At 56.8% G+C, this 13,098-nt stretch carries 11 protein-coding genes; all 11 read left to right on the forward strand.

Annotated elements, in window-relative coordinates; all coding sequences use genetic code 11:
- The first annotated feature begins 124 nt into the window (after positions 1–124).
- The 11 genes from BLR08_RS00630 to BLR08_RS00680 all read left to right on the forward strand — a co-directional run bounded on the left by BLR08_RS00630 (position 125) and on the right by BLR08_RS00680 (position 13,097).
- A complete protein-coding gene (locus tag BLR08_RS00630) occupies positions 125–880 on the forward strand; it encodes a YveK family protein (protein ID WP_072329988.1) in 756 nt (251 codons plus the stop codon).
- Entirely contained in the window at positions 861–1,499 is a 639-nt protein-coding gene (locus BLR08_RS00635) for a CpsD/CapB family tyrosine-protein kinase (RefSeq protein WP_072329990.1), read from the forward strand. The genes BLR08_RS00630 and BLR08_RS00635 overlap by 20 nt, the downstream gene beginning before the upstream one ends.
- Before the next feature lie 417 nt (positions 1,500–1,916).
- Positions 1,917–2,810, forward strand: a complete 894-nt coding sequence (gene galU, locus BLR08_RS00640) for a UTP--glucose-1-phosphate uridylyltransferase GalU (protein WP_072329992.1) — start codon at positions 1,917–1,919, stop codon at positions 2,808–2,810.
- Between the two features lie 25 nt (positions 2,811–2,835).
- Positions 2,836–3,525, forward strand: a complete 690-nt coding sequence (locus BLR08_RS00645) for a sugar transferase (RefSeq protein WP_072329994.1) — start codon at positions 2,836–2,838, stop codon at positions 3,523–3,525.
- A gap of 36 nt (positions 3,526–3,561) precedes the next feature.
- Positions 3,562–4,938 carry a UDP-glucose dehydrogenase family protein gene (locus tag BLR08_RS00650; protein ID WP_072329996.1) on the forward strand — a complete coding sequence of 459 codons (1,377 nt, stop codon included), beginning with the start codon at positions 3,562–3,564 and terminating at the stop codon, positions 4,936–4,938.
- Between the two features lie 15 nt (positions 4,939–4,953).
- Positions 4,954–6,111 (forward strand): glycosyltransferase, encoded by a 1,158-nt coding sequence (locus BLR08_RS00655; protein WP_072329998.1) that lies wholly within the window; start codon positions 4,954–4,956, stop codon positions 6,109–6,111.
- The gene (locus BLR08_RS00660; protein ID WP_072330000.1) at positions 6,108–7,301 is read left to right on the forward strand and encodes a glycosyltransferase family 4 protein; all 1,194 of its coding nucleotides are present in this window, start codon (positions 6,108–6,110) and stop codon (positions 7,299–7,301) included. The genes BLR08_RS00655 and BLR08_RS00660 overlap by 4 nt, the downstream gene beginning before the upstream one ends.
- On the forward strand, positions 7,282–8,718 hold the full coding sequence (locus BLR08_RS00665) for a hypothetical protein (protein ID WP_143151540.1): 1,437 nt from the start codon (positions 7,282–7,284) through the stop codon (positions 8,716–8,718). The genes BLR08_RS00660 and BLR08_RS00665 overlap by 20 nt, the downstream gene beginning before the upstream one ends.
- Entirely contained in the window at positions 8,715–9,986 is a 1,272-nt protein-coding gene (locus BLR08_RS00670; RefSeq protein WP_072330004.1) for an efflux RND transporter periplasmic adaptor subunit, read from the forward strand. The genes BLR08_RS00665 and BLR08_RS00670 overlap by 4 nt, the downstream gene beginning before the upstream one ends.
- 57 nt (positions 9,987–10,043) lie before the next feature.
- On the forward strand, positions 10,044–11,741 hold the full coding sequence (locus BLR08_RS00675) for a hypothetical protein (RefSeq protein WP_072330006.1): 1,698 nt from the start codon (positions 10,044–10,046) through the stop codon (positions 11,739–11,741).
- Positions 11,742–11,747: 6 nt separating this feature from the next.
- A complete protein-coding gene (locus tag BLR08_RS00680) occupies positions 11,748–13,097 on the forward strand; it encodes an oligosaccharide flippase family protein (RefSeq protein ID WP_072330008.1) in 1,350 nt (449 codons plus the stop codon).
- Position 13,098: the final 1 nt, after the last annotated feature.

The raw sequence follows: 13,098 nt of genomic DNA on the forward strand, positions 1-13,098 counted from the left end.
ACAAAAAAAGTGGTTGACAAGATACATATTGTATCATAGAGTAAGGGTATGATCTTTGATACATTGTGTATCCTTTTGATTCCTTTATCACGAACAATGCCATTATCCCATTACGGAGGTTAGTATGGAGCCCAAAGAACTGATGCGTGTGCTTAAGAAACGTTTATGGATTGTCCTGCTCGTGGTTGCTATAGCTACGATTACGACAGCGATGTACAACAAGTCCAATTATCAGCCTATTTATCAAGCTTCGACAAAAGTCATCGTCAATAAAACAGTCGAATTGGAGCAGCTTGGCAATGAACAAATGGACTTGGGCTCAATGGCCTACAGCATCCGTTTGATAGACACCTACAAGGAAATAATCCGGACGCCGGCGATTATGGAGAAGGTCGTCCAGCGTTATCCGGACCTCAAGCTGACGGCGGGCGAGCTGAGCCAGATCATCAACGTCCAGTCCATTAACAACACTCAGGTGATGACCATCATGGTCAGAGATTTTTCTTACGAACGGGCGATGCAAATCGTAAATGCGGTGACCGCTGTCTTCCAGAGCGAAATCCCGAAAATTATGAAAGTGAACAATATAGAAATTTTGCACAACGCGGAAATGAAAGAAAGGCCGGTTCCGGTTAATCAGCAATCGAACATGTATGTGTTCATCAGCGCTTTCGTCGCTCTCGTCTTTGCGCTTGGCGCCGTGCTGCTGCTGGAGTTCCTGGATGACACCTTGAAATCGGAGCAAGACGTAGAACGGGTCATGGGGCTGGAGCTGCTCGCGGCCGTCCCTGTCATGAAAAAAAATCGGGCGAAATTCGTGAAGCAGGCGCGGCCTCGGAATCAGGGAGGGGAGATCAGCTATGCGACAGTCGAAAACTAACGAAGCATCTCAGCCGGAGCTTCCGGACGCTTACGTGGAACTGCGGGTGAACATCGACTTCAAGTCTTCTTCGGAGAAAGGGATCGGGACAGTTGCCGTAACATCGGCCGGGCGCGGCGAAGGGCGGACGACGACCGCTGTCAATCTGGCCAGCGCCTACGCCCAATCGGGGAAAAGAACAGTTCTTGTCGATGCGGACATCCGCAATCCCGGCATCCATGCCGTGTATGGCGACTCCAATACGCGAGGCTTGACGAATGTTCTGAACGGGACGAGCGAATTATCCGAGGCGCTGGCAGTTTCCGACATGAGGAACTTGTCGCTGCTCTATGCCGGCCCGGGAACGGCACAGGCTTCGGATCTGCTCTCTTCCAAAGAGATGGATGATCTGCTGCTGAGGCTGAAGCGGGAATTCGACATCGTTGTTGTCGATGCGCCTCCGGTGATCGGTCATATCGATTCGAAAATTGTCAGCGCGAAATGTGACGGCGTTGTGTTTGTCGTGCAGCAGGGCAAGGTGAAGCGTTCTTTGGCCAAACGGTCGAAGGAAGAGCTGGAGCGCGTCAAAGCGAACATTTTGGGTGTCCTCATGAATAAGGACAAGACGGTCAAAGTTTAGCGGACCGGTTCGTAAGCATGCATGTTGTGAAGGTTGAAGAGAATTGACGAAATAGCGGGAAATCCTGCCGGACAGGAACAGGTAATGCCTACTGTACCTTTATCATTGTAGGCACTCGGCCATGCTGTGGGTGATTTCACCTTAGACATCTATTGTCAAGGGTGTGGCGTGAGGGGGGGTTCGATGCCCCGATTTTTCTAAAAAATCTATAAAAATGCTACTTATGCCGTTTTGCTGCAGCCGGTTTACCGGATGCGTGGAGGCGGGCGGCGAATCAAAAAAACGGCATAGTTAGTCTTTTTATCCATGATGGTGTACCGCGAAAACCTGGCTGCACGCACCTGAATTTCTTCATCTTGAATGGTTTTCGTCTTTTTATATATCATACTTATCCTATAAGACATGGAGGAATTAGTGATGAAGAAAGTAAGAAAAGCAATCATCCCGGCAGCGGGTCTCGGAACCAGATTCCTTCCTGCCACGAAGGCTATGCCCAAGGAAATGCTTCCTATCATCGACAAGCCTACCATCCAATATATCGTCGAAGAGGCGGTAGCGTCCGGCATCGAAGATATTATCATCGTGACCGGCAAAGGAAAGCGGGCGATCGAAGATCACTTCGATCATGCCTTCGAGCTTGAAAGCAATCTGGCTGAGAAAGGAAAGCTGAAGCTGCTGGAGGAAGTGCAGCGCTCGGCCAAGGTCGATATTCACTATATCCGCCAGAAGGAACCGAAAGGTCTCGGACATGCCGTATGGTGCGCGAGACGGTTTATAGGCGACGAGCCGTTCGCCGTGCTGCTCGGCGACGATATTGTAATGAGCGACAAGCAGCCCTGCCTGAAGCAGCTGATCGACCAATACGATCAGACAGGTTCCTCCGTCATCGGCGTTCAGCCGGTATCCGATCAGGAAACGCAGCGCTACGGGATCATCGATCCGGTCAGTAAGGCCGGCGATCTGTATGAAGTCCGGTCGTTCGTGGAGAAGCCGGCGCTGGGGACCGCGCCGTCCAATCTGGCGATTATGGGACGTTATGTGCTGACCGCGGATATTTTCCCGTTCCTCGATCTGCAGCTTGAAGGCGCCGGAGGCGAGATTCAGCTGACCGATGCGATTCAGAAGCTCAACGAGGCGCATCGCGTGTTCGCTTACCACTTTGCCGGCAAGCGGTACGATGTCGGCGAGAAGCTCGGCTTCATCCTGACGACGCTGGAGTTTGCGATGCGCAGCTCGGAGCTGCGCGCCCCGCTGCTGCGCGCGATGGAGCAAATGATTGAAGACAGCGCCCTGCCGCAGGCGATCGGCTAATCGGCTAGAGGAGGCACAATATACGATGTCGGATACGAACAATGCGGAGGCTTTGGGCTCGCGGCCTAATTATAAGGAAAGCAGTATCGGTGTGGAAGCCGGTTCCCGCAAAGCTTACTTGTGGGCCAAACGGGCCATGGACATTATCGGAGCATTCGCCGGTCTGCTGCTGCTGCTGCCGGTGTTTGCGGTCATTTCGGTGATGATCAAGCTGGAAGACCCTAAGGGAACCGTGTTTTTCCGCCAGATGCGGGTTGGAAAAAACGGCAAGCCGTTCGCCATGTATAAGTTCAGATCGATGGTATGGAATGCCGAAGCGCTGCTCCAGGAGCTGCTCGACAAAAACGAGATCCAGGGCGCGATGTTCAAAATGAAAGATGATCCGCGCATTACGAAGGTCGGCAAGCTATTGCGGGTGACCAGTCTCGATGAGCTGCCGCAGCTCTGGAATGTGCTGAAGGGCGAGATGAGCCTGGTCGGGCCGCGTCCTCCGCTGCAGCGGGAGGTCGATCAGTATACCCGCTACGACAAGCAGCGTCTGCTGGTTGTGCCCGGCTGCACGGGACTGTGGCAGGTAAGCGGCCGCAACGGACTGTCGTTCGAGCAGATGGTGGAGCTGGATTTGTATTATATTCGTCATCAAAGCCTGTGGATGGACATCAAGCTGATTGTCCGAACCGTATGGATCATGTTTTTTCCGAAAAATGCGTATTGACCGTACAATCTCAAGCTGGGTAAGGGGAAAAGGATAATGAACGTTAGCGTCATTGGAACGGGCTATGTGGGATTGACGACAGGCATTTCGCTTGCCTATCTCGGCCACCAAGTCACCTGCGTGGATATTGACGAACGAAAGATTGAAGGCTTGAAGGCAGGGGTTCTGCCCATCTATGAGCCCGGTCTGGATGAACTGCTGAAGGAGTCGGAGGAGCGCATCCGCTTCACGACTTCTTACGAAACGGCGGTATCCGAAGCCGAAGTCCTTATATTTGCCGTCGGCACGCCGGCTAATGATGACGGTTCGCCGAACCTCACTTATTTGTTCGGGGCGGCCGACGAAGTGATGACCCATCTGGTCGACAAGGATACGCCGACCGTACTTGTCAATAAAAGCACTGTACCGGTCGGGACCGCCGACTATATCGCCGAGAAGATCAAAGCCTTCGGCCTTCGGGACAAGGCCGTCATCGCTTCGAATCCCGAGTTTTTGCGCCAGAGCCGCGCCGTGTCGGATACGCTCTATCCGGAGCGTATTGTCGTGGGCGGAGACGAGGAGGCCGTGCGAACGCTGCGGGAGATGTATGAAGGTCTGGTGAGCCAGACCTTCCGCGCTCCGGCGTTTGCGCCAAGGCCGGAAGGTCTGACGGCCGTGCCGTTTCTGGCTATCGATCTGCGCAGCGCGGAGCTGGCCAAATATGCGGCCAATGCGTTCCTCGCGATGAAGATCAGCTTCATCAACGAAATCGCCAATGTGTGCGATGCGGTCGGAGCCGATGTCAGACGGGTTGCGGATGTGATCGGAGGCGATGCGCGGATCGGCAAAGCTTTCCTGCATGCCGGCATCGGGTACGGAGGCAGCTGCTTCCCGAAGGATACGCGGGCGCTGCATCATATCGCGGATACGAACGGCTACGACTTCAAGCTGCTGGCGGCCGTTATTGAAGTGAACGGAGCACAGAAGTTCAAGCTGATCGAGAAGGCCAGGGAAAGCCTCGGCACGCTCTACGGCAAGAAGATCGCGGTGCTGGGCTTGACCTTCAAGCCCGGAACCGACGATATCCGCGAAGCCCCGAGCCTGCCGATCATCCAGGCGCTGATCGCGGAAGGAGCCGAGGTGCGGGTTCACGACCCGATTGCGCTGGGCAAGTCCCGGCACTATTTGCCGGCCGAGGCTCGCGCTTGCGAGAGCGTGCGGGAGGCTCTGCTGGACGCTGAGGCTGCGCTGCTGGTGACGGAGTGGCCGGAGTATGCCGAGATCGGCCCGGACAACCTGAAGGCCTGGATGGCCCGGCCGCTCTGGATCGACGGGCGCAATGCCTTTGCCGACCGCTACTCGGAAGAGATGGAATATAGGGGCGTGGGGATTCGGGGCGGCGCCAGCCGCGAGCCGGTTCACGTTCATCTGTAAGGTGGAGAGATAACGATGAGAATCATGGCGATCAGTCATCCCTGCGTAACCGATGTGAATCAGCAATTTTATGCCGAGCTGGAGGCGCTCGGGCATACCGTCCAATTGATCGTGCCTTCCAACTTCCGCACGACCTACTCGGCCGATACGGTCGAAGTATCCAGATGGCCCGACTTTGCCGGCATGATTGAGCAGCGCAAGGTCGGCCTCTCCGGCAGCATTCCGCTCCATTACTACCAGTCCAACCTCCGTCCCTCCATCAAGGCGTTCCGTCCCGATGTGCTGTTCGTGGAAGAGGAGCCGTACTCCGCCAGCGCCTGGCAGGCTTTCTACGCTTCGCGGGACCTCCCGATGAAGCGGGTCGTCTACTCGGCGCAGAACATCCTCAAGCAATATCCGCTGCCCTTCCGCTGGATGGAGCGGTACGTGCTGGACCGGACCGACCTTGCGGCTGTCGTCAGCAGCGAGGTAGGAGAGGTGCTGCGCAAGAAGAACTTTCAAGGCGGGCTGCTTTCGTTTCCGCTCGGAGTCGATACGGGGCAATTTCGGCCGATGCTTGAGGAGCGGCGGAAGCTGAGGCGGGAGCTGGAAGCGGACGAGAAATTTATCGTCGGTTATGTGGGGCGATTCGTCGAAGAGAAGGGAATCCGCTTCCTGCTGGAAGCGGCCGAGAAGCTGGCCGGGCATCCGGTCAGCTTTGTCTTCGTCGGCAAGGGAGAGCTGCTGGAGGACATCCGCCGCGTCCAGGCCCGGCATCCCGGGTTGATCCGGATTCTCGATTCGGTTAAGCACAACGATGTTCACCGGTGGATGAATGCGATGGATGCGCTGGCGCTGCCGTCTCTGACCATGCCGAACTGGAAAGAGCAATTTGGCCGCGTCATCGTGGAGGCCATGGCCTGCGGAGTCCCTGTCATCGGCAGCGACAGCGGCCAGATTCCGGTGCTGCTGCGGGAAACCGGCGGCGGCTGGATCGTGCCCGAGCGGGACGCCGAGGCGTTGGCAGCCGTCATCCGCTCCTTGATGGAGCAGCCCGGAGAACGCGACCGCTGTGCGGAGGCCGGCCTTGCGGCCGTCAGCCGCACCTACAGCAAAAAGGGGCTGGCGAAGGCATTCGAGCAGGCTTTGATGAAAGGACAGCCCGAGGAGCAGTCCGGGAGGGCGGCGTTATGACGAGCAGGAAGAAAATTGTAATTGTCGCCCACGATGTCGGCGGCGGCGGGGGGATGGAGCGGCATCTGGAGGAAGTCATCATGCGTCTGAAGCAGGACGCCGATGTGACGGTGGTGGCCGCCTCCATGAAGCTGGCCGATCCGTCCGGCGTCCGCTTTATCCGTATTCCGGTGATGGCGAAGCCTGTGCCGCTTAAGATGATGGTGTTCGCTATAATGGCTACCTTGCGCTTGCTGTTCATCAAGCGCGATTTGCTGCATACGACCGGCGCGATTGTCGCGAACCGCGCGGATGTATCGACCGTACACTTCTGCCATGCCGGCTACGTCGAGGCGACCGGCAACACCCGCTCCAAGCTGAACCGGTCCTTGCTCCGCCGCTGGAACAGCGCGCTTGCTTCCTCTATAGCGCTCGGGATGGAGAGGCTGATCTACAGGCCCGGCCGCACCCGCAAGCTGATCGCCGTATCGGGACGCGTGCGTCAGGAACTGCTCGCTTCGTTTCCTTATGAGCCCCATGAGGTCGAGGTCGTGCCGAACGGGGTGGATATGAGCTGCTTCAGGCCGATGACGGACGATGAAAAACGGACGCTCCGGCTGAAGCACGGCTTGCCCGAGCACGGGAGGTTTGTGCTGTTCATGGGCGGCGATTGGCCGCTGAAGGGACTGGATTACGTCATCGATGCGTTCAACCAAACCGCTCCCGCGTATCCTGACCTGCATCTGCTCGTCGTCGGCAAGGGAGACAAGGAGGCGTACGCGCCGAAGATCGCGGAGGCGGTCCGCTCCCGCGTCATCTTCGCCGGCAAGCGTCCGAACCCGGAGGAATGGTTCGGACTGAGCGATTTGTTCATCTTTCCTTCCAGCTACGAGACCTTCTCGCTGGTCGTCCATGAGGCGGCGGCGGCCGGGCTCGTCGTGCTGTCGACACGCGTCGGCGGCGTCGAGGATTTGATCGAGGACGGGGTCAACGGCTATTGGATCGAGCGGGACGGCGAGCAGATCGCCCGGCGGCTGCGCAGCGTGCTGGATGCTCCCGAAGAGCATGCGGCCATGCGGGAGCGAAGCCGGAGCCGGGTATCCGCTCTGACCTGGGACCACACGTACGGCCTGATGAAGGACATCTACCGCAGCATGCATGAACCACAATACGGAAGTAGGGGCTTCGACATTGAGCGTACTCATCCATAGAATGCAGGATCACCGCGTGCTGAAATGGGCGCTGGTGCTGTTGTTTGTCGTCTGCGGCGGATATTTGCTCGGCAAGTGGTCGCTCGAGCCGGGTAAAATCCGTCTGCTGATTTTTCTGGGGCTGATGCTGCTGGCGCTTCCGCTGACCGTCAAGCATCCCCGCGTGCTGATGTTCGGCATGCTCATCTATTTGCCGTTTCTGGGCTTTTTCCGCCGGATGCTGATCCCGGTGTCCGGATGGAGCTCTTATGATCCGCTGGTCATATTCGTGCCGGTTGTCGTTCTGATGATGGGTTTTTTCTGGATGTACCGGACTTATATCGGACGGCAAGGCATTCAGAAGGAAGACGATACTTACTTGTTCAAGCTCGTGCGCTGGATGATCATCATCGATCTGATCCAGGTTGTGAACCCGCTGCAGGGCAGCATTCTGACCGGCTTCGGCGGCATTATGTTCTACGTCGTGCCGCTGTTCTGGATGGTGCTCAGCCGGCTGTACATGACGGAGGCGTGGCTGAAGCGCATCTATGGGGCCATTTGCGGCATTGCGGTGATCAGCAGCTTGTATGGCTTGAAGCAGATCACTTACGGCTTTGCCGAGTTTGAACGGATATGGATTCAAATTGCCGGCTATGCGGCGCTTATTGTCGGCGATGGCTCGCGGGCATTCTCGTTTTTTACCAATGCCGCGGAATATACGACCTTTCTGGTCGTTTCCGTAGTCATCCTGTGGGTCTATCTGCTGCGCGGCAATGCGGTCCAGCGGCTGTGCGCCGTGCTGATCATCCCGCTGCTCCTGTACTGCATCTTTATGCAGTCCAGCCGCACGCCGGTCATTTTGACGAGTTTGTCGCTCGCGGTTATGACCGTCGTGCATGCCAAAACGACGGCAGGCCGTGTCCTGTCGCTGCTCATCATGGCCGGCATGCTGGCGGGCGCCTTTGTCGGCATCAGCCGCATCGAGAGCAGCAATGAACTGATCGCGCACCAGGTGAACGGGCTTACGAATCCGATGGACGAGGAGCATTCGACTGCCGGCATTCATGTGGCGATGTTCGTAAACGGCATGCTTAAGGGCATTGTGAATCCGCTCGGCTACGGACTCGGGTCTACGACGCTGGCCGGGGCCAAGCTGTCCGACACCGGAGACAGCTCCGAGGTGGATTTAAGCAATATGATGATATCGACGGGAATTGCGGGCGGGCTCGTATACGGGCTGATCCTGCTGGAGACGCTGCGCCGAGCATTCCGGATGGCTCAGAAGCATACGACGGCCCTGATCATATTGGGCATGCTGATAGCTACGCTTGGAGCGTGGTCGAACGGGGGCAACTACTCCGTATGCGCCCTCATCTGGCTCAGCATCGGATTTTTGGATAAATTGACGCTTACGCAGGGAGGAATTAGGCAGACATGAGGAAAAAACGGCGGAAAAACATGCACCTTACCCGTCAAGGCATCACAGCGGTGGTAGCGCTGGGAGTCAGCTTCAGCATCATTACCGGATGTGCGAACGTGTTAGGCTCGAATGCAGCCCCGGCAGTCAACGAGCAGCAGCAGTCCAAGGCCGTCAAGGTGGCCAAGCTGGAGAAGATCAAGCTGGGAGAACCGCCCGAGCTGACCGCGGAAATCGTTTCGTCCGTCCAGTTCGAGCTGTTCGCCAAAGCTTCCGGCGAAGTGACGGAGGTGCTCAAGCGGCGCGGCGATACGGTAAACGAAGGGGATGTCATCGCGAGAATATATTCCAAGGACGCGGACTATGAGCGCAGCAAGGCGGCGATGGCGGTCCAGAATGCGTCCGAAGCGATCAACACGGCGAAGAAGGAGCGGGAGATTACGAAAGCCGGCCTGCAGAATTCCATCTTGAAGGCGGAGCAGGCCCTGCACGATCTGACGCGCAACACGAACAAGCTCAAGAACGATTACGATGCCGGGCGCATCAATAAAACCCCGGTGCAGGAAGCGGAAGTAAAGCTGAAAAACGCTCAGCTGGACCTGGAGCTGTTGAAGCAGCAATTAAAAACCTTGAACGGCCAAGACAACTTGTCGGCGCTCAATCTGCAGCTGAAGGATGCCCAGATGAACGTCGAGAAATGGAATGCGGCTCTTGCCGACCTGGAGATTCGGGCGTCCACCTCGGGCATTTTGACCGAACAAACGCTGGAGAAGGGCGCGCTGACAGACGGAAGCAAGCGGATCGGCGTCATTCAGAAGATGGACCCGGTCAAAATCAAGGCATTCATCCCCGAAGCTTACGTGAAGGCGGTCAGGGAGAAAACGGAATTGACCTTTAACGTTCCCGGCACTACGGAGAAAGTGAAGGGCAAGGTGACTTATATGTCGCCTGTGATCGACACTCAAGCGAAGGGGTACGAGCTGAATCTGGAGGCGTCTAACGCGGATCTGAAGCTGATGCCGGGCACGAAGACACGGGTGCAGCTGCTGGACGAGCAGCAGCAGATCGCGCTGGCCGTTCCAGTATCGAGCATCGTCAGAAAAGGCGAGGATACGTTTGTGTTCGTCCTGAACGGCGATACGGCGGAGCGGCGCAGAGTCGAGCTGGGCCGCATGAGCCAGGATGAGCTGAACCAGGAGGTGCTCGTCGGCGTGAAGGAAGGCGAACAGCTCATCGTCTCCGGTCAAAATCATCTGAACGATAAAGATAAGGTACAACTGACCCCCTAAGCCCAGACAAACTACAAAGCGAGGTATCTATCTGTGAATAAGACGTGGAAGAGAAATATGACTGTATGGATGCTGTCTGCCGCCCTGTGTGTACCGGCGTCGTCGTTCGTGTCGGCCGCCGAGCCGGCCCCGACTGCCGCCGCTCCTGTTGCCGCCGCTTATACTTTGACCGATGCGATCAAGGCGGAGATCAAGAGTGTGCTCAATGAGAATGCCGGCAGTGAGACGCGGATCGGCGTCGTGGTGCGCTTACATAATACATCGGACCGGATGCGGCGCGTTCCCGACTACGAGCTGCGCATGAAAACCGCAGACGGCACCTCGTACACGCTTCGGCCGAGTGCGGCCAATACGACATCCATTCAGTCGCAGGAGAAGGTGGAGCTCAGCTACCTGATTACTGTGGAGCGCACCGACAATGTGGCGCTGGCCTCCCTGGACTGGATTGAAATCGACGAGTTCGAGTACCCGCAGAAAGAAAAAACAGTGCTGAGCATCCCGGTTGCCGGCTTGCAGTGGACGGGAGAAGGGGCTATCCCCGAAACCGCGTTAGTCAAGCCTTGGACTGAGGCCTTCACCCTGCCTGTATTCTCTTCTTCGATCGAATATACGCCGGTAAGCCTGTTTTACCAGAATCAGCCGGAGGGCCGGGTCGCGTTTATCACGCTGCTTGCTGAGAATAAAGGCAAGAAAAAAGAAGCCATCCCACAGCTGCAAATCGACGGACAAGCGGACAGCGGATGGTTCAAAGGCCAGAAGCCGATCGTCCCGTCAGACACGCTGGAGCCCGGAGCGAAGCAATACGTGTACTTCGCCATCTCGGTCGACAACGAAGCCGAGCTGAAGCGGCTTGTGGTGCTGTCTCCGGAAACTTTCGTCCATGCGGATAAAACGACTCTGGATTATACGATCGGAAGAACGGTCATCGACCTACAGGATGTGGACGGCAAGAAGCATGAGGTTCAAAAGCTGCAGGCGTATCAGCCGGGCTCTGCCATTGAGTTCGATCCGCTGAGCAAGCTGATCCGCCAGGGGGTTGAGATTTCGCTGGTCGAGCTGCATATGCATGGCGCGGAAGGCGACGGCTATCAGACGGTGGTCGCCAAGTTCAAGCTGCGCAACAAGCTGGAGAGCCCCATCGCGCTCCCGGACTTTCAGGCGGAGCTGCGCACGGCGGACGGCTTCAGCTACCTGGGGACGCGTCAGAGCACGGTGGACCAGAACCTGATCTCCAACCTGGGGTATGTGATCAGCTATTCCTTCAACGTGCCAAGCTCGGAGAAGGGCGAGAATCTGGTGATGAACCTGCTGGACGCGAAGACGGCGGCGCCTTATTATGTGCCGATCGCTTCCTTCCAAACGAAAACTCAGGAGCAGACCAATGATGATGTGATGCGCTTCTATCCGTTCAACGTGAAGCTGGCGGACTGGACGATCGCTCCTTTATACAATGCCGGCACTTACAATTACAAGATGAATATGACGCTGGATATCAGCCGGGAGGACAATATTGTCGTCAATCAAAACTTCTCCAAGATGAAGGTGGAGCTGGAGGATCAGCTTGGACGCACCCTCGGGTCGGAGACGTTGTCCTTCACGGGAACGAAACGGCTCGTCAGCGCCAAGCAAAGCTTCACATTCAGCGAACTGTATACCGATCAGATCGAAAGCGGTCTGGTCATCAAAATCTACGAGTCGATCGACACGCCGCTTGGCGAAGCCAAACGTCTCGTAAAAACCTTACAGCAAAGGTAGGCAAGCATGAAGCGTCTATTTCTCTCAAGTCTTTCCATTAATGTGCTGGTCATCCTGATCAATCTGATAACGGGGATCATCAGCGCCCGCTATCTCGGTCCGGAAGGACGCGGAGAACTCGCTACCGCCACCCGCTGGAGCATGCTGCTGACGATGCTCTTCACGCTAGGGCTGCCCGGAGCCGTTATCTTTCTGGGCAAAAAAAATCCCGACCGCCAGCGCGAATTTTTCGGCGTATACCTGGTGCTGGGCGTCAGCATGGGCCTGATCGCCTTGGTGGTCGGAGAAACGCTGATGCCTGTGCTGCTGCAGGGCCATGCCGAGCATGTTGTCCTGTTTGCCCAAATTTCGATGCTGGCCGTCCCGTTCGGGCTGCTGGCCGACGGGCTTATCGGGACGCTGCAGACGCTGAACATGTTCCGGCGGGTGCTGCTGCTGCGAATCTTAAACCCCGTCGGCGTGCTGCTCGTCATTACCGGATTGCTGCTTATGGATATGTATACAGTAAAAAACTTCATCATCGGCAGTCTGGTCTGGTCATTCCTGCTCTTTCTGATGACCTTTACCTGGGTATACACGAGCGTTCGCCCCAAGGTGACCCGGGTGTTACAGACGGGGCGCGAGCTGTTTAACAAGGGCGTTCAGATTTACTCGGTCGGTCTCGTCTCCGCCTTCGGCGGCAACCTGGACCAGCTGATCATCTCCCTGTTTCTGACGACTTATATGCTCGGGTTATACACGGTTTCGTCGAGCATAGCCTCGATGCTGCCCTCGATCATCACAGGCGCGCTGGGCACCTTCTTATTCCCCAAGCTGATGGACCTCGCGCTGGACCGGCGCCAGAAGCAGGTAGAGCGGATGCACGGCACCTTGTTTTACGGCACGCTGCTGCTGGCTGCGGCCGCCGCCTGCGTCATTCCCTTCGCCATCCCGTTCGTCTATGGCGCGGATTTCAAGGAATCGGTGCTGATGGGGCAGGTGCTGCTGATCTGCACGCCGATTAACATCGCTTATGCGGTACTGACCAACTATGTGTCCACAGAAGGCAAATTTCATTATGTGTCATTGTCGGAGGTGCTGGGGCTGGCTTCCGGAGTAGGGATGACGCTGCTGCTGGTGCAGCCTCTGCAAGGAGTGGGAGCAGCGCTTGGGGTAGTGACCATGGCTCTTGTGAAATGGAGCTTTATCGTCTACCGGTGCACGAAGATGGGGCTGTCGCTGCGGAGTCTCCTGTACGTATACCCCGAATCATTCCGGGCGATGTTCCGAACGCTGCTTGAAGGGAGCCGGCGCATCGGCCGAAAATCCGCTTCCCGTCAGATGCATGTAGCCGGCGAAACGGAGGGAAAGGTGTAGA

The organism is Paenibacillus sp. cl123 (assembly GCF_900101595.1).
Classification (GTDB): Bacteria; Bacillota; Bacilli; order Paenibacillales; family NBRC-103111; genus Paenibacillus_G.